This is a genomic window from Paraburkholderia franconis, assembly GCF_009362735.1.
GTDB classification, from domain to species: Bacteria; Pseudomonadota; Gammaproteobacteria; order Burkholderiales; family Burkholderiaceae; genus Paraburkholderia; species Paraburkholderia franconis.
Genome location: NZ_WHNP01000021.1, coordinates 1 through 17,892, shown reverse-complemented (window position 1 = coordinate 17,892; position 17,892 = coordinate 1). Strand labels below are relative to the sequence as shown.

The window sequence follows — 17,892 nt, the reverse complement described above, 5'->3', positions numbered from 1 at the left end:
GCACCGCGCGTGCACCACGCGCCGCTCATCAGGAGAAAACATGCCCAGCCGGACCTCGCCGACGCTTTGGACCCAAAGGTTCCAGCGGTCGACCGAGTCGAGCATGAGCCTGCAAGGCCAGATTCGCCAGATGCTCGTCGCCGCGATTCTCGATGGCCAGTTGATGCCCGACAGCGCGTTGCCGTCGAGCCGTGAACTGGCCGATCAGCTCGGTGTTGCGCGCAATACGGTCGTACTCGCATATCAGCAACTGGTCGAAGAGGGCTATCTGATTTCGCGTGAACGCAGCGGTCATTTCGTGAATCCGGCGATGCTGGAAGGGCAGCACGACTTCGTGTCGATACAGGCCGCGAACGCGCCGAGCGTCTCCGATATCGTGCGTCCCGACTGGCGTCAGCGTGTGTCGCGCCCGCCGTCGAAGCAGCGCAACATCGTGAAGCCCGGCAACTGGCAGAGCTATCAGTTCCCGTTCATCTACGGACAGTTCGATCAGACACTCTTTCCGACCAACGATTGGCGCGAGTGCTGCATCAAGGCGCTGTCCGTGATGGAGATTCGCAACTGGGCGCCCGATCTGATCGAACGCGACGACGAGACGCTGATCCAGCAGATCTGCACGCGCGTGCTTCCCAGGCGCGGCGTGTTCGCGAAGCCCGATGAGATCGTCGTGACGATTGGCGCCCAACAGGCGCTGTATCTCGTCGCGGATCTGCTCGCGAATGAGGGGACCACGGTTGGTTTCGAGAACCCCGGCTATCCCGATGCGCGCAATATCCTGCTGAACCGCAATGCACGGCTGTTGCCGCTGCCTATCGATGCTGGCGGCGTTCGCACCGACGAAGACCGCGACGTGCTCGCGCAATGCGACTACGTGTACGTGACGCCAAGCCACCAATGTCCGACGACTGCGACGATGCCGCTCGAACGGCGCCAGGCGCTGCTCGATCTCGCGCAGTTGCACGATTTCGTCGTGATCGAAGACGACTACGAGAGCGAAAACAATTTCTCGGGCGCGCCCCATCCGGCATTGAAGAGCCTGGATACGGCGGATCGCGTGATCTACATCGGCAGCCTGACGAAGACCTTTGCACCCGGCTTGCGCCTGGGCTATGTGGTCGGGCCGCGCGATCTGATTCGCGAACTGCGCGCGTTGCGGCGTCTGATGGTCCGCCATCCTGCCGCGTATATCCAGCGGGCGTTTGCGAATTTCCTCGCGCTCGGGCATCACGACACGCTGCTGCGCAAGCTCGCGCACGCGTACCGCGAGCGCGCGCAACTGCTGATGGCCTCAATCGATGCGCACATGCCCGAAGCGCGCTATGTGCCCGTCACGGGCGGCGCATCGTGCTGGGTCGAAGGTGAACCCTGGCTCGACGCGACGCGTCTTGCCGATGACGCGCAGGCACATGGCGTTCTGATCGAGCCCGGCAATGTGTTCTTCATGACAGGGCTCGAGCGGCAGCAGTGCTTTCGCATGGGCTTTTCGGCGATCAAGCCGGAGAAGATCGACGCCGGCGTGCAGGCGCTGGCGCGCGTCATTCGCGAGTGCAAGCCGCGGGCGCGCGCCTGAACGCACGCATCCGCTGATGCCTGCATTACGCCGGCATCGACATGGCCGCTTCCACTTCTGCTGGCCCAGGCGAAAGCCGCCAACTGGAACTACCGCGCAAGGCGGGCGTTATCTACCGTGTCGACTGAGGATGCCACATACGCGATAAGGCGTCGCGTGGCCCGAGAAGTCATCTAACAGGAGACACGGTATGTCAGACACGCTCAAGACAGCGTCCATCAGCGCGGATACGCTTGCCGCCTTTTCCGATGCATTCAACCGCCACGACGCCGACGCGCTGATGGGGTTCATGACGGGCGACTGCATCTTCGATGCCGCTGGCGGGAACGAAGTCTACGGCACGCGCTTCGTCGGAAAAGACGCCGTGCGCGCGGCCTTCGAAGCAGTCTTCAAAACTTTCCCCGATGCGCATTGGGGCCATGGCAGGCATTACGTCGTGGGCGAGCGCGGGGTATCCGAATGGGTGTTCAGCGGCACGCATGCCGAGGGCTGGCGCATCGAGGCCGAAGGCTGCGATCTTTTCGAGTTCCGCGACGGGCTAATCGCGGTCAAGCGCGCGTTCCGCAAGGAACGTCCGAAGCAAGTCGCGTGATGCCGATGAGGAGAGTCGCATGAAACACGGTGTGATTCATCTTGAGGGCGCAGATTCCTCGTTCGAGCGCAGGGACGGCAACGATACCCGCTACGACCCGACCTACGATCCGCTCGTTTCGCCAGGCCCCGGCCAGGGCAAGCAGTACGCGCCGACGTACTGGGCCGCGACGGCGGGCACGGCGCCGCCCGACGACGGTCCCGTTACGCAGGACATGGACGTCGACGTGGCGATCATCGGCGGCGGCTACACGGGCCTGTGCACGGCGCTATTTCTGGCCCGCGAGCACGGCATCAAGGCCGTCGTGCTCGAAGCGAACCGCGTCAGTTGGGGATGCAGCAGCCGCAATGGAGGCCAGGGGCAGAACGCGTCGGGGCGTCTGTCGCGCTCGCAATGGGTCGAGCGCTGGGGTAAGGACGTCGCACTCAAGATGCACGACGAAATCGCGCAGGGCTTCGAGACGTTCAGGTCGCTGGTCGCGATGATCGATTGCGATCCGCAGCCGGGTGGCCATTTTCTGATCGCGCATCGGCCGCGCATCATGGAAAAGCTCGCTGCGGAAGCGAAGGTGTGGAAGGACGTGTTCGGCTATCCATCCGAGCTGATGAGCGCGGAAGCGTTTCGCCGCGAGTACGTGAACGATGCGGAAGCGGCGGGCGCACTGCATGAGCCCGAAGGCATCGGCATTCATCCGCTGAAGCTCGCTTATGGGTATCTGCGGCTCGCGCGCGAAGCGGGCGCGAAGGTGCATCCCGCGAGCCCCGTGACGGGCTGGGAAACGATCAAGGGCGTGCATCACCTGCGCACACCAGGCGGCACCGTGCGGGCGCGCGCGGTCGGCATCGCGACGGGCGCATATACGGCGCCGGGGCTGCATCCGTCGCTGCACAGCAAGGTGATGCCGATCCTGTCGAACTCGATGGTGACGCGTCCGCTCACGAAAACCGAACTGGACGCGTGCAATTTCCGCACGCACCAGGTGCTCACCGATACGCGTACGCTGCGCTTCTATTACCGTCTGCTGCCCGACAACCGCGTGCAGATCGGCAGCCGCAGCGCGATCACGGGCCGCGACGCGCCAAACCCCCAACACTACGATCTGCTCGTGCACGGCTTGCAGCGCAAGTTTCCGGCGTTGCAGGGCATCGATATCGATTACTCGTGGTGGGGTTGGGTCGACGTGAGCCATGACATGATGCCGCGCGTGTTCCAGCCTGATCCGAAGGAATCGGTGTTCTACGCGCTCGGTTATGGCGGCAATGGTGTGTCGTATTCGTCGCAGGCGGGTCGGCGGCTTGCCGAGCGCATTGCGGGCAAGGGCGCGCAGCAGACACTGCCCATCTTCACGTCGCCGCTGCCCGCGCACATGTTCGCGCCGTTCAGGCGCGTCGGTCAGCGCATGCTGTACCACTGGTATTTCCTGCGCGACGAGCAGCGTTAGGCGCGGATCGAGCGGGACACGAAACGCGCATTCTTTCTTCACACAAGAACGTCTTCAGCGGGATGCGGCGGGCGGCCGGAGTCATCCGGCGTCCGCGCGCGCCGACGCGGCGCAGCAGCACACGCAGGCCCATGCGGCCCGCAAGCGCCGTCCTGAACGTATATGGAGGTGACATGCAGCAGGCGGAAAATGGCAGTCAACTGAAGTGCAGTCTGAAGCAAAGGCACATGACGATGATCGCGCTAGGCGGCGTGATCGGAGCAGGGCTTTTTGTGGGAAGCGGCGTGGTGATCCAGCAGGCAGGACCCGCCGCGATCTTGTCGTTCCTGCTGACGGGCGGCCTCGTCGTGCTCGTGATGCGGATGCTCGGCGAAATGGCGTCCGCAATGCCCGCGGTCGGTTCGTTCTACGAGTATGCGCGGCTCGCGTTCGGCGAGCGCAAGCCATCTGGCGAACTGGCCGGCTTTCTGACGGGCTGGATGTACTGGTACTTCTGGGTCATCGTCGTCGCCGTCGAGACAGTGGCGGGTGCGCACCTCGTGCAGTTCTGGCTGCCGCAGGTGCCGGCATGGGCCATCGGGCTTGCGCTGCTGCTCGTGCTGACGCTCACCAATCTGATCTCCGTCGGCAGTTATGGCGAGTTCGAGTTCTGGTTCGCGTCGGTGAAAGTGGCGGCCATCATCGTGTTCCTGTTCGTCGGCACGCTGTTCGTGCTCGGCATGTGGCCGCACGCGAATCATGCGGCGTTGCCCATTGCGCAGATCGCGGCGCACGGCGGCTTCATGCCGAAGGGTATCGGCCCGGTACTGAGCGGCGCCGTCGCGGCAACGGGCTTCTACTTCGGCGCGGAGATCGTCACGATCGCGGCCGCCGAAGCACGCGAGCCGGAACGCGCCGTGGCCAAAGCGACCAACTCGGTGATCACGCGCGTGCTGGTGTTCTACGCGGGCTCGATCCTGCTCGTCGTCGCGATCGTGCCGTGGAATTCACCGGCGATGTCGACGCCGTATGTGAGCGCGCTGGAAGCAATGCACATTCCCGCTGCCGCGCATCTGATGAACGCGATCATCCTGACGGCAGTGCTGTCCGCGCTGAACTCGGGCCTTTACGCCGCGTCGCGGATGATGTTCGCGCTGACACGCCGTGGCGACGCACCGCGCGCGCTCGCGAAGGTCAACAGTCGCGGCGTCCCTGTGCGCGCGATTCTGATCGGCACGTTGTTTGGCTACGCGTCGGTGGTGATGTCGTATGTCTCGCCGGATACGGTGTTCGCGTTTCTCGTCAATTCGTACGGCACCGTTGCGATCTTCGTGTATGTGCTGATCGCACTGTCGCAACTGAAGTTGCGCGCCCGGCTCGAACGCGAAGCGCCTGGCAAGCTGCGCGTGAAGATGTGGTGCTACCCGTATCTGACGTGGTTCGCGATCATCGGCATGGGCGCGATCATCGTGGCAATGGCGTTCATTCCTGATCAGCGCAAGCCGCTGTGGTTCGGTGTGGTCAGCCTCGCGGTGCTGATCGCGGTCTACTGGCAGCGCGGCCGCTGGCGCAAGGATGTCGGCCATACGCAGCATTCGATCGATACTGAACGGATGCGCGTTTCCGGCCGGCGGTATTGAAGCAGAAGCTCAAGCAGAAACTCGGACAGAAGCGGGCCCCGGGCACTTTCGAGCGCCCGGGGCCACGTCGCATCCCCTGATTCTCAAAGCGACGTCGCGTGCCGATCCGAAGGTTCTCCAACGCCTTTGTACGATAGCGTCTCGGCAAACTGCAGCAACGGCGCGATCGCCAATGCCGTCTCCTTCATCTTCGGTACGGCCTCCAGCAAGTCGTTGAGATTCGCGCGCGCGGTCGGCGCATGAACGGCCAGCGCTGCCAGCACATTGCCATTCGCGGCATCTCTCACGGGCACTGCGATGGCAACCATCCCACGGACGAATTCCTCGTTGTCGATACCGATCCCGCGCGCGCCAAGCCGGTCGAGTTCGGCTTCCAGCAGGCTGCGGTCCGTCAGCGTGCGATACGTCATGCGCTTGAGCGTCAGACGCGACACGGCGGGCCGCCGCTCCGCCAGCGGCATCTGCGAGAGAAACAGTTTGCCGCTCGCGGTGCAGTGCAGCGGCACGCGCGTGCCGGGCTGCATGTGCAGCCGCAACGGCTCGGCCGTTTCCACGCGCTCGATATACAGCACCGTGTCGCCGTCGAGTGCCGTCAGGTTGCACGTTTCGCCGAGCGCATCGACAAGCGAGCGCAACAGCGAACGGCATGCGCGCGTGAACGTGTTGTTCGCAAGCGTGGCGAGCGCAAGATGCGCGGCACGCGGACCGAGTGCGATCGCGCGCTCCGCGCCGCGCGAGTCCGGCATGTGCGTGACATATCCCTGTGTCTCGAGCGATTCGATGAGCCGCATCAGCGTGGCCTTCGGAATATGCAGCCGCGCCGACAATTGCGACAGCGAGAACGGCTGTCCCGCCGAAGCCAGTTGTTCGAGCACGGCGAGCGGACGCAGCACGCGAGTGTTGTCATGCGGCGGATCATTCGGCGGCAGCGCGGTGTCGTTTCGCATTCGGATCCCCGGTTCGGATGTGCAAAGTGAAACAAAAAGTTCGGTTCCTGTATCAGATTCGACGATGCTATCGCCGTTTTCTTGAAGTCGCTGCGTTCTGTCAATAAATTTACACGAAACATTCCGTTTTTTGGTTTCACCAGAACACGCGAGAAATCCGGGCTGGAGACTGCAGGAGACATTTGCTATGCCACGTCGTTTCGACTTTGTGGTCGTCGGCGCCGGTTCGGCCGGCTGCGTTCTCGCCAACCGTCTGTCGGAGGACGGACGCTATTCCGTCTGTCTGCTCGAAGCGGGTCCCACCGATCGCTATGCGTGGATTCACATCCCGATCGGCTACGGCAAGACGATGTTTCATCCCGTCTACAACTGGGGCTTCTATACTGACCCCGATCCGAACATGAACAACCGCAAGCTGTATTGGCCGCGCGGCCGCACGCTTGGCGGATGCAGTTCGATCAACGGTCTCATCTACGTGCGTGGGCAGATGGAGGACTACGATCGCTGGGCTGCCCTCGGCAATCGCGGCTGGAGCTGGGACGAATGCCTGCCGTACTTCCGTCGGCTCGAACACAACGAGCTGGGCGAGGGGCCGACGCGCGGAGTCGCTGGGCCGCTGTGGGCGTCGACGATCCGGCAGCGTCATGAACTCGTCGATGCGTTCATCGCTGCGTCGAACCGGCTCGGCATGCGCACCGTCGACGACTTCAACACCGGCGACCAGGAAGGCGTCGGCTACTACCAGTTGACGACACGCCGCGGCTTGCGCTGCTCGACAGCCGTCGCATATCTGAAACCCGCGCGGCAGCGCGCGAATCTGCACGTCGAAACGGACGCGCAGGCGTCAAGGATTCTGTTCGACGGCACGCGCGCAATGGGCATTCAATACGTGCAGCGCGGCGCGGCGCGTGAAGTGCATGCGGATCGCGAGGTGATACTGGCGGCGGGCGCATTGCAGTCGCCACAGTTGCTGCAACTGTCGGGCGTCGGCCCGGCGGCGCTGCTGCAAGAGCACGGCATTCCCGTCGTGGCCGCTCGCGCGGGCGTTGGAGAAAACCTGCAGGACCATCTGCAGATCCGCCTGATCTACGAAGTCACGAAGCCGATCACCACCAACGACCAGCTTCGTTCATGGACGGGCCGCGCAAAGATGGGCCTGCAATGGGCATTGTTTCGCGGTGGTCCGCTCGCCGTCGGCATCAACCAGGGCGGCATGTTCTGTCGCGCGCTGCCCGACGAAGCGAAGACGCCCGACATCCAGTTCCACTTCTCGACGCTCTCCGCCGATTCCGCCGGCGGAGACGTGCACGCGTTTTCCGGCTGCACGTATTCGGTCTGCCAGTTGCGGCCGGAATCGCGTGGCGTCGTGCGTATCCGCTCGACGAATCCGCTCGAAGCGCCGTCGATCCAGCCGAACTATCTCGCCACCGATCTCGACCGGCGCACGGCCGTCGCGGGCGTGCGCTTTGCGCGGCGCGTCGCCGCCACGCAGCCGATGGCCTCGTTGATGAAGCGCGAAGTGCGCCCGGGCGCGGACGCGAAGACGGACGACGAACTGCTGCAGTTTTGCCGTGAGTATGGGCAGACGATTTTTCATCCATCGGGCACGGCGAAGATGGGCACGACCGACGATCCGCTCGCGGTGGTCGACGATCGTCTGCGCGTGTACGGCACACGCGGGCTGCGTGTCGTCGATTGCTCGATCATGCCGACGCTCGTCTCCGGCAATACAAACGTGCCGATAGTGATGGTCGCGGAAAAAGCGTCCGACATGATTCTCGACGACGCGCGCACGTCCCGTCTTCACGATCGTGCGAACGTGCCGGCGGAAGTCGCCGCCTGATTCACAGCGTTGCAGCGTCCGGGCCCCGGAGGAGACCAGGAGGGCCTTTGCTAATGCCGCCGTGCAATGGCAGCACGGCCGTCCTATGGAGGAGCAGCTATGGCAATCGATCACCGCGTCGTCCGACGTGTCGCATTCGCCAGTGTGATAGGCGCGACCGTCGAGTGGTATGACTTCTTTCTGTATGGCGTCGTCGCCGGCATTGTCTTCAACAAGCTCTACTTTCCAACAGGCGATCCCCTCGTGTCCACGATGCTCGCCTATACGACCTTCGCAGTCGGCTTCGTCACGCGGCCGCTCGGCGGCGTGCTGTTCGGCCACTTCGGCGACCGCGTCGGGCGCAAGTCCGCGCTGATTCTCACGCTGGTGATCATGGGCGTATCGACGGCAGGCGTCGCGTTTGTACCGACCTACGCGCAGATCGGCATCTGGGCGCCGATCCTGCTGCTGACGCTGCGCGTGCTGCAAGGCATCGGCCTTGGCGGCGAGTGGGGCGGTGCGGTGCTGATGGCCTACGAATACGCGCCGCCGCGCAAGCGTGGGCTGTATGCGAGCTTGCCGCAGATCGGCCTGTCGATCGGGCTGTGTCTCGCGTCCGGCATGGTGGCGGGCGTCTCGCGGCTCTTGCCCGAAGCATCGTTCTTCGCGTGGGGCTGGCGCATCGCGTTCGGCGCGTCGCTGCTGCTCGTGCTGATCGGCCTGTACATTCGTCTGAAGGTGATGGAAACGCCCGAGTTTCTCGCGCTCAAACGCAGCCGCCGCGAAGCGAAGATTCCGTTTGTCGACATGATGAGCCGCTATCGCGGCGCGGTTCTGCTCGGCATGGGCGCACGCTATATCGATGGCGTGTTCTTCAACATCTTCGCCGTCTTCTCGATCGGCTATCTGACGCAGCACGTGTCGATGAGCCGTACCGACGCGCTGCTCGGCGTGATGATCGCGGCCATCGTGATGTGCTTCTTCATACCGCTTTTCGGCGCGCTCTCTGACCAGATCGGGCGAACGCGCGTGTATCGCTGGGGCTCGCTGATTTGCGGACTTTCGGTGCTGCCCGCGTTCTGGCTGATCGAGAGCCAGCCGACCAGTACGCTGATGATCTGGCTTTCGATCGTCATACCGTTCGGCATCTTTTACGCGATGGTGTATGGCCCCGAAGCGGCGCTTTTTGCCGAGCTCTTCGATGCGAAGGTGCGCTATACAGGCATTTCGTTCGTCTACCAGTTCTCCGGCATCTTCGCGAGCGGGCTGACGCCGATCGTCGCCACCGCATTGCTGCGCATCAACGACGGCAAGCCGTGGATGGTCTGCGCGTATGTGATGCTGTCGGCGCTGGTGTCGGCATGGTCCGCGCGCGCGATCGAGCGCCGCGCCGTGGCGTACGGCGTGACGGCAAGCGCGCACTGAAGCTTCGGGTACGTGGAGCAGGGCGGACGCCGCGTACCGCGCGACCCTCCGCTCACTCGCGAAACGTCTTCGCTGTTTCGTCGGCCGCATGGCGCAGGTCCGGCACGAACAACAACAGGTCGTCGAGCGTCACGCGGCCGACGGGCGCCTGAACCGCAATCGCCGCGCACGCGCGATTGCGGTCGAGCATGACGGGGACGGCAATCGCGATCAGCCCTTGCAGATGCTCCTGGTCGTTGATCGCGAGCAAACGCTTGCGCGTGGTCATCAACTCCTTGCGCAGCGCGTCACGGTCGGTGATCGTGCGCTCCGAGTACGCACGCAGCGGCAGCGTATCGATCATCCGCTCGCGCCGTTCCTTCGGAAGAAAGCTGAGCAGAAGCTTGCCGCTCGCCGAGCAGTGCAGCGGCACGTGCGAGCCCGGTTGCAAGTGCATGCGTAGCGGCCACTCGGTTTCGACGCGATCCACGTACACGACATCGTTGCCGGCAAGCATCGTCAGATTGCAGGTCTCACCGACCTTCGCGACCAGCTGTTCGAGCAGCACATGGCGCGCGGCGGCGGGTCCCGCATGCATCAGCACGTTGACGGCGAGCATCCGCACGCGCGGCGAACATTCGTACAGACGATTGCCCGCGCCGCGCGTGACGAGCCATGCGTCCATCAGTTGCACGAGAATCCGATGCACGGTCTGCTTCGGCAGTCCGAGCGCGTTCACCAGATCCATCATTGAAAGTGGCTGTCCTGCTTCCGCCAGCGTCTCCAGCACGCGAAACGCGCGCACGGCTGCCGCATTCGACTGGTTCGAAGTCGACATCCCATCTCCTGTGCTTCTTGTGGTCAGAATAGATTTTGCATCGATTCATACGGTTTTCGGGACTGAGGAAAGTCCCGAATTTCGCGTTATCCGATTCTCAGGACCACGCAGCAAAGGATCGTTCGGAAAACGGGACTACGCGATCCACAAGGCTGGCTAGATTCACTTCACAGCCAATCCTTTCCAGTCGGAGCAAACCGTATGAATGTCAGAGCCACATCCGCCGAAGTGATGGGCGAACAACAGGACGCCGACGTCCGGCACGCAGTCGCGACGCTGGTCAAACGGGCGCGCGCCGCACAGCGCGAGTTCGAAAACGCCGGGCAGGAAGCACTCGATATGGCTGCCGCCGCTGCCGCGTGGGCCATCATGGAGCCCGCGCGCAACCGGCAACTGGCCGAACTGTCGGTAGGGGACACGGGCCTTGGCAACGTGGACGATAAGTTTCGCAAGAACTTTCGCAAGACGCTCGGCCTGCTGCGCGATTTGCACGACCAGAAGACGACGGGCGTGATCGCGCGCGATGCGTCGAAGGGCATCGTCGAAATCGCGCGAGCGGTGGGTGTGGTGGCAGCCATCACGCCGTCGACCAATCCCGCTGCGACGCCCGCGAACAAGATCGTCAATGCGCTCAAATGCGGCAATGCAGTTATCGTCGCGCCGTCACCGAAGGGGTATTCGTCGTGCGCGTTGCTGATCGGCTTCATCCATACGCAGCTCGCAAAAGCGGGGCTCTCCACTGATCTCGTGCAGATGCTGCCCGCCCCCATCAGCAAGGCGGCGACAGCGGAACTGATGCGGCAATGCGATCTCGTGGTCGCGACGGGCTCACAGGCGAACGTGCGGATGGCGTATGCGAGCGGCACGCCTGCCTTCGGCGTCGGTGCTGGCAACGTCGCGTCGCTCGTCACGGCGTCGGCTGATCTGCGCGATGCAGCGCGCAAGATCGCGCGTTCGAAAACCTTCGATAACGCGACCAGCTGCTCATCGGAAAACAGCGTCGTGATCGAAGAAGCCGTCTACCAGCCGATGCTCGACGAACTGATCGCGTGCGGCGGCGTGCTGCTCGACGAAGCGCAAAAAGCGAAGCTGCAGGCCGCGATGTGGCAAGACGGCAAGTTGTCCGCGCAATGCACCGCGCGCTCGGCGCAGACGATAGCACGCGTGGCCGGTCTCGATGACATCGCGATGAGCGAGCCTGCCTTCCTGATGGTCGAAGAAACGGGCTTCGGCGCGCAGCATCCTTTTTCAGGCGAGAAACTGGCCCCCGTGCTGACGGTTTATCGCGCGCGCGACTTCAACGCCGCTGCGGAGACCGTCCGCAACATCTACGCATATATGGGCGCGGGCCATTCGGTCGGCCTCCATTCCGCCGACACCGCGCAAGCCGTCCAACTCGGCGCGACGCTCCCCGTTGCGCGCGTGATCGTCAATCAGGCGCACTGCCTCGCGACGGGCGGCAACTTCGACAACGGCCTGCCGTTCTCGCTGTCGATGGGCTGCGGCACCTGGGGACGCAATAACTTCTCCAGCAATCTCGGCTTTCACCAGTACCTGAACATCACGCGCGTCGCGTATCCGATCGAGGAGCACGTGCCCAACGCAGACGAGTTGCTCGGTGACTTCTTCCGGAGATACGGCCGATGAATACGCCTTCGACGCTCCGTGCGCTGATCGACGAACGCGCCGCGCAGTATCCCGACAAGCCGTTCCTGCTCGCCTGCCCCGATGAAGACGACGCGGGCAGCGCAACCACCCGTGGCCGCGCGCTGACCTTCGGTGAACTGCGCGACGACTGCCGTACGCTCGAAGCGCGTTTTCGCGACGCCGGCCTGCGTGCAGGCGACACGGTGTCGGTGTATATGAGCAATGGCATCCAGACCGCGCGGCTCTTGCTTGCCGCGATGTACAGCGGGCTCGTTGCGCATCCGCTCAATCTGCTGTGCCAGCCGTCACAGTTGCGCTACATCGTCGAGCATTCGGACACGCGTGCCGTGTTCGTCGAACGCGATACGCGCGAGGCGATCGAGTCGTCGATTGCAGAGTTGCGGGCGCAGGGTCTTGCGCGCGAAATCCATGTGGTGCAGACCGCGCCGGACGCATCCGCAATCCCGACGCTGCCGCGCGCGGAAACGGCACTCGCGGAAACGCTTACCGATGGCGATGCGCGGCTCACGACGGTAACGGCCGAACGCGCCGCCGAATCCGGCGACGCGGGTATGGCATCGAACGACATGCGCACATCCGATGTCGCGCTGCTGATGTACACATCTGGCACGACGGGCGCCCCGAAAGGCGTATTGCTCACGCATCGCAATCTGCTGTCCAACGCGGCGAATATCACAGCCGAGCACCGTCTCGGCGCCGACGATCGCGTGCTCGCATCGCTGCCGCTTTATCACATCAACGGTCTTGTCGTGACGTTGCTCGCGCCGCTCTTTCACGCGGGCTCTGTCGTAATGATGCCGCGCTTTTCCGCGCGCACGTTCTGGCGCGATGCGGCCCGTCACGGCTGCACATGGATCAATGTCGTGCCGACCATCGTTGCGTATCTGCTGAACAGCGACGAACCGTGCGCATACGACATGTCGGCGCTGAAGTTCTGCCGCAGCGCGTCGGCGGCATTGCCCGCCGATCATCACCGCGCGTTCGAGTCGCGCTTTCACATCGGCATCATCGAGACGATGGGCATGACCGAGACGGCTGCGCCCATTTTCAGCAATCCGTACGAGGCCCAGGCGCGCAGGGTCGGCAGCATCGGCTTGCCTTCGGGCGGAGAAGCAAAGGTGATCGACCGGCAAGGCCGCGAATGCGCGCCGAACGAATGCGGGGAGCTTGTGCTGCGCGGCGAGCAGGTGATGAGCGGCTACTACAAGCGCCCCGAAGACACGCTCGCCGCTTTTACTTCGGACGGCTGGCTGCGCACAGGCGACCTCGGCTATCGCGACGATGAAGGCTACTTCTACATCAACGGTCGTGCGAAGGAACTGATCATCAAAGGCGGCGAAAACATCGCGCCGCGCGAAATCGACGAAGCGCTGCTCAGACATCCGGGCGTGCTCGACGCGGCCGCCGTCGGTGTGCCCGATAGCGCATACGGGCAGGACATCGTCGCGTTCATCGTCGCGCGCGTGCGTGAAGAAGAGGCGCTCGAAGAAGGACAAGCATGCGTATCGCTCGATGTCGCCGATCTGCGTGCGCATTGTTTGCGCGAACTCGGCCGGTACAAGACGCCGAAGGAATTCCGGTTCGTCACGGAACTGCCGCGCGGGCCGTCGGGCAAGGTGCAGCGGCTCAAGCTGCTGAACACCTGAGCGCGACGCGGGCACAGCGCAACGAGGAGATACACAGAACCGGACTCGATCCGCCTTGGATATCGACACACCATCGAAGTTATAGGCGTTCCATAACGAGAGACACAGGAGACAGCATGGAAAAGCATACGCGGCGCGTGAAGACGCGTCACATCATTCTGGCGGTCATGTGCGTGATGTACTTCATCTCATACATCGACCGCGTGAACATCGCGGTGGCGGGGCCGTTGATCCGTCATGAGATGGGGCTGACATCGGCGGAACTCGGTCTGGTGTTCTCCGCGTTCGCCTATCCGTACGCGATGATGCAGATCATCGGGGGATGGCTGTCCGACAAGTACGGGCCCAAGGCCGTGCTGACCGTGCTGTCGATCATATGGGGCGTGGCGACGCTTGCGACGGGCTTCGCCGGCAGTGTCGCAATGCTCGTCGCGCTGCGCTTCGTGCTCGGCATCGGCGAAGGCGGCGCGTTTCCGACGGCCACGCGCGCGTTCACGTACTGGATGCCCGTGTCCGAACGCGGCTTCGCGCAAGGCATTACGCACAGCTTCGCGCGCCTGGGCGGCGCCGTGACGCCGCCGCTCGTGCTCGCCGTGGTCGCGGCGGGCGGCTGGCGAGACGCGTTCATTCTGCTCGGCGTCGCGAGTCTTGCGTGGACCGTGCTCTATCTGTGCATCTTCACCAATTCGCCGGAGCAGAACAAGCGCATCACGCCGGAAGAAACCGCAGAAATCGGCTATCGCGTCGGCGACTGCGACCGTGCAAAGCGCATGGCGACACCGTGGCGCAAGCTGATTCACCGCATGTGGCTCGTCACGTTCGTCGACTTCTGCTATGGCTGGCTGCTATGGGTCTATCTGACGTGGCTGCCGTCGTATCTGAAGGAATCGCGCGGCTTCGATCTGAAGCATCTCGCGCTCTTCACGGCGTTGCCGCTGCTCGCGGGCGTGATCGGCGATACGCTCGGCGGCGTCGTATCGGACAAGCTCTACAAGGCGACGGGACGTCTGCGTCTCGCGCGTTGCGCGGTGCTGGTGGTCGGCATGGGCGGGTCGCTTGCGTTTCTGCTGCCTATGGTCTCCGCCAACAATCCGCTGACGGCTGTGTGGTTCCTGTCGGCGTCGTTTTTCTTCCTGGAGATCACGAACCCGGTGCTGTGGACGCTGCCGCTCGATATCGCAGGCAAATACGCGGGCACGGCGGGCGGCATGATGAACACGGGCTTCGGCGTGGCGGGGATGGTGTCGCCTGTGGTGTTCGGCTATCTGATCCAGACGACGGGTAGCTACAACGTGCCGTTCACGATCTCGGCGGGACTGCTCGCTGTGGGCGTGGTGGCAGCGTGTTTCATCGATACGGGCAAGACGGTCGAGGCCGACGAGGAACGCGAGCGTCTGGAAGGCGTCGAGATTGGCGGAATGCCTGCTTTCGCGCATGCGGCGCCGGGGCTGCGGTTCGAACGGCATCACTTGCGTCGCCCGTTGCGCTGGCGCAAGTGATGCATTGATGTGCGTGACGAATCCCGGCCGCGACGAATTTCAGCCCACGGGATTCACTTTGCGCAACCGCCAGATCAGGCTGGACGTATCGAAGCGGTTGCCACCCAGCGCCTGCACGTCGCCGTAGAACTGGTCGACGAGCGCCGTGACGGGTAGTGACGCGCCGTTGCGCTTCGCTTCGTCGAGGCAGATGCCGAGGTCCTTGCGCATCCAGTCGACGGCAAAGCCGAAGTCGAATTTGCCTTCGAGCATGGTCGGGCCGCGGTTGGCCATCTGCCAGCTGGCCGCCGCGCCCTTGCCGATCACCTCCAGCACGCGCGCCATGTCGAGCCCTGCGCGCTGGCCGAAATGGAGCGCTTCCGACAGGCCCTGGACCAGGCCCGCGATGCAGATCTGATTGACCATCTTCGCGAGCTGGCCGGCACCTGCGGGGCCAAGCAGCGTGACGGCCGCGCCGTAGTGCTCCAGCGTGCCGCGAGCGCGTTCGAATGCGTCGGTGTCGCCGCCGCACATGATGGTCAGCGTGCCATTCTGCGCACCCGCTTCGCCGCCCGATACGGGCGCATCGATGAAATGCAGGCCGCGTTGCGTTGCAAGCGCGAAGAGTTCGCGCGCCACATCGGCCGAGGCCGTCGTGTGATCGACGAACACGGCGCCCGATGCCATCCCGGCGAAAGCACCGTCATCACCGAGCGCGACGCTGCGCAGGTCGTCGTCGTTGCCGACGCACGCGAGCACGAGGTCGGCGCCGTTCGCTGCGTCGCGTGGCGTCGGGGCCGCGCGTCCGCCATATTCCGACGCCCATTGCGCAGCCTTCGACGCAGTGCGGTTATAGACCGTCACGTCGAGGCCGGACTTCGACAGATGCCCTGCCATGGGATAACCCATGACACCGAGGCCGAGAAACGCAACGCGTGCGACACGCGGTGCCGCGCCGCCCGGAATCGGGGCTGATGTATCGCTCACTGTGACTCCTTGGAAGAAGACGGGGAAGGGAACAACGATTATCGCAGCACGGCGCGTGACTGAATTGACAGCGTACATGCGGCTGACTGCCAATCATCGAATCGGCTATCGGCTGCTGCGTTCGTCGTGCCGTTCTACCTGATCGTGTCGGGAGGAAGCGTGCGCTCGATCGGGCTGTCGTTCGTGCTGCTTTGCGCGGCGTCGGTGATGTAGTAGACGGGGCTCGTGGCTGCGCGCGGTGGTTCTTCTTCGCCGAGGCGCGGCACCCGCAGAATCTTCACTATCGGCAGGCGCAGGGCGGGTGCCGCGGAGGGCATCCGCGTTAGTAACCTTCGTGGCGGCAAGCGTATCGCGAATGCTGGTGGTAACGGGAGCGAGCCGAAAAAAGAAGCGTTGCAGACGCAAACACATTCCCGCGACCAGCTATCTCCAGCAGCCGGCTACAAGGAATCAAAATGTCTTGGCGAGTTCACTCGCCGCCTCCTGTAGCCGGGGAATAAATTCCAGAGCCCGTGAAAGCGGCGTCCGCGACACGGGAGCATGCACCGCGATAGCGGCAATACATTCCCCTTGTTCGTTTCTGACTGGCGCAGCCACGCAAGCAATTCCAACGACAAATTCTTCATTGTCCACAGCGATACCCTTATGCGCGATGCGGTCCAGCTCGCTTTCGAGCAACGCGGGGTCGGTGAGCGTATTAGGGGTGAAACGCTGCAATTGCAGCGCCCGCACGAGTGCCGCGCGCTCTTCGCGAGGTAGCATCGCGAGCAGCAACTTGCCGCTCGCGCTGCAATAGGCGGGCACATGCGAACCGGGCTTCAGGTCGAGGCGTAACGGCCACGGCGCCTCCATACGGTCGAGATAGAGTACTTCCGTTTCGTGAAGCATCGTCAGGTTGCACGTCTCGCCGAGATCCGAGACGAGGCGTCCGAGAATCGCGTGCCTCAGGCGCCGGGCGCTCGACTGCATCATCACGCCGAGCCCCAGTTGCGCGAGGCGCGGGCCGATCACGTAGGCGTTTTTCTGCCCCGGTTCGCGGATCACGAGGCCGCCGGCTTCGAGCGAAGTCAGCATGCGATGCAACGACGCCTTCGGAAGATCGATGTCGTGCGTGATGTCGGCAAGCGACACGGGGCCGTCTGCGGCGACGAGATGTTCGAGCAGAGCGAACGCGCGCAGCGTCGGAGTATCAGCCTTTTTCATGTCCGCCGTTCCGGAAAATGGATCGGCCGTATTGTACTGAATGCGCTTGCCGCGTGGGCTGATCGGATAGTCCGGATCATACGCAGTGGACGCGTCAGAGGCCATTCGATTTCGAATTTCGGAACGAACCGATGTGGTGGTTTCGCGCCTGTTTTCTGGTGCTCGTGGCTCCATTGCTGCGTCGCCGAACGACCCTGTCGTATCCATGATGCTTGCTCCCGGACTCCCTGACGAAGATGTGATCGTTATTGCAGCGTGACAAGCGGCGTTCCCGGCACGGTCTGAAGTTGCCGGGGAACGCCGCGCTGCGGGAGCGCTCGTTCAGACGTAGTCCTTGTACTTGTCGAGCAGGCGCTCGGGTCTGGACAGCGCGTCACGCCGGAACGGATCACCGAGTTCGCGCGTGCACATGATCTCGACGATCGTGGTCTTGCCGTGATTCATCTGCAGGTCGATCGCCTTCTTCAGTGCCGGGCCGACGTCCTCGAGCCGGTCGACGACGATGCCCTCGGCGCCCATCGCCTTCGCGATGCCCGCGAAGCTCGGATTGTCGAGCTCGCCGGCGACGAAGCGGCGGTTGTAGAAGTCCACCTGGTTCTTCTTTTCCGCGCCCCACTGCCGGTTGTGGAACACCACAGCCGTCACGGGGATGTTGTGCCGCACGCAGGTGAGCGTCT

At 63.6% G+C, this 17,892-nt stretch carries 15 protein-coding genes; 9 read left to right on the top strand and 6 right to left on the bottom strand.

Translation table 11 applies throughout. The annotated features are described in order from the left end of the window. Positions 1-40 precede the first annotated feature (40 nt). The 4 genes from pdxR (at position 41) to GCT13_RS22280 (ending at position 5,222) form a co-directional block, all read left to right on the top strand. Entirely contained in the window at positions 41-1,570 is a 1,530-nt protein-coding gene (pdxR, locus tag GCT13_RS22295; protein ID WP_152761704.1) for a MocR-like pyridoxine biosynthesis transcription factor PdxR, read from the top strand. Positions 1,571-1,760: 190 nt separating this feature from the next. Next, positions 1,761-2,162 (top strand): nuclear transport factor 2 family protein, encoded by a 402-nt coding sequence (locus GCT13_RS22290; RefSeq protein WP_152761702.1) that lies wholly within the window; start codon positions 1,761-1,763, stop codon positions 2,160-2,162. Positions 2,163-2,181: 19 nt separating this feature from the next. After that, a complete protein-coding gene (locus GCT13_RS22285; RefSeq protein ID WP_152761699.1) occupies positions 2,182-3,603 on the top strand; it encodes an NAD(P)/FAD-dependent oxidoreductase in 1,422 nt (473 codons plus the stop codon). Positions 3,604-3,776: 173 nt separating this feature from the next. After that, positions 3,777-5,222 (top strand): amino acid permease, encoded by a 1,446-nt coding sequence (locus GCT13_RS22280; RefSeq protein ID WP_152761697.1) that lies wholly within the window; start codon positions 3,777-3,779, stop codon positions 5,220-5,222. A gap of 83 nt (positions 5,223-5,305) precedes the next feature. Here GCT13_RS22280 and GCT13_RS22275 read toward each other — a convergent pair whose 3' ends face one another. Then, positions 5,306-6,169, bottom strand: a complete 864-nt coding sequence (locus GCT13_RS22275) for an IclR family transcriptional regulator (protein WP_152761695.1) — start codon at positions 6,167-6,169, stop codon at positions 5,306-5,308. Positions 6,170-6,356: 187 nt separating this feature from the next. Here GCT13_RS22275 and GCT13_RS22270 point away from each other — a divergent pair, with 187 nt between their 5' ends. Both GCT13_RS22270 and GCT13_RS22265 read left to right on the top strand, forming a co-directional pair. Beyond that, positions 6,357-8,012, top strand: coding sequence for a GMC family oxidoreductase (locus GCT13_RS22270; protein WP_152761693.1), 1,656 nt, complete (start codon positions 6,357-6,359; stop codon positions 8,010-8,012). Between the two features lie 99 nt (positions 8,013-8,111). Continuing rightward, positions 8,112-9,416 carry an MFS transporter gene (locus GCT13_RS22265; RefSeq protein WP_152761691.1) on the top strand — a complete coding sequence of 435 codons (1,305 nt, stop codon included), beginning with the start codon at positions 8,112-8,114 and terminating at the stop codon, positions 9,414-9,416. A gap of 52 nt (positions 9,417-9,468) precedes the next feature. On the opposite strand, the gene GCT13_RS22260 is transcribed toward GCT13_RS22265, so the two are convergent. Then, complete coding sequence (locus GCT13_RS22260; protein WP_152761689.1) at positions 9,469-10,233, bottom strand: IclR family transcriptional regulator; 765 nt, start codon at positions 10,231-10,233, stop codon at positions 9,469-9,471. A gap of 201 nt (positions 10,234-10,434) precedes the next feature. On the opposite strand from GCT13_RS22260, the gene sauS reads away from it, so the two are divergent. The 3 genes from sauS to GCT13_RS22245 all read left to right on the top strand — a co-directional run bounded on the left by sauS (position 10,435) and on the right by GCT13_RS22245 (position 15,046). Then, positions 10,435-11,880: an acylating sulfoacetaldehyde dehydrogenase gene (gene sauS, locus GCT13_RS22255; RefSeq protein ID WP_152761687.1), complete on the top strand. Its 1,446-nt coding sequence runs from the start codon at positions 10,435-10,437 to the stop codon at positions 11,878-11,880. After that, the gene (locus tag GCT13_RS22250) at positions 11,877-13,547 is read left to right on the top strand and encodes an AMP-binding protein (RefSeq protein ID WP_152761685.1); all 1,671 of its coding nucleotides are present in this window, start codon (positions 11,877-11,879) and stop codon (positions 13,545-13,547) included. Before sauS ends, GCT13_RS22250 begins: the two co-directional genes overlap by 4 nt. 116 nt (positions 13,548-13,663) lie before the next feature. After that, positions 13,664-15,046 (top strand): MFS transporter, encoded by a 1,383-nt coding sequence (locus GCT13_RS22245; RefSeq protein WP_152761683.1) that lies wholly within the window; start codon positions 13,664-13,666, stop codon positions 15,044-15,046. A 39-nt stretch (positions 15,047-15,085) separates the two neighbouring features. Here GCT13_RS22245 and GCT13_RS22240 read toward each other — a convergent pair whose 3' ends face one another. From GCT13_RS22240 to GCT13_RS22225, 4 genes are all read right to left on the bottom strand, one after another. Continuing rightward, entirely contained in the window at positions 15,086-16,012 is a 927-nt protein-coding gene (locus GCT13_RS22240) for an NAD(P)-dependent oxidoreductase (RefSeq protein WP_321574532.1), read from the bottom strand. Between the two features lie 134 nt (positions 16,013-16,146). Next, positions 16,147-16,329: a hypothetical protein gene (locus GCT13_RS48495; protein ID WP_193727729.1), complete on the bottom strand. Its 183-nt coding sequence runs from the start codon at positions 16,327-16,329 to the stop codon at positions 16,147-16,149. A gap of 133 nt (positions 16,330-16,462) precedes the next feature. Continuing rightward, positions 16,463-17,215, bottom strand: coding sequence for an IclR family transcriptional regulator (locus GCT13_RS22230; RefSeq protein ID WP_087734718.1), 753 nt, complete (start codon positions 17,213-17,215; stop codon positions 16,463-16,465). 321 nt (positions 17,216-17,536) lie between these two features. Then, on the bottom strand, positions 17,537-17,892 hold a 356-nt coding region (locus GCT13_RS22225), incomplete at its 5' end, for a thiamine pyrophosphate-dependent enzyme (protein ID WP_227746943.1).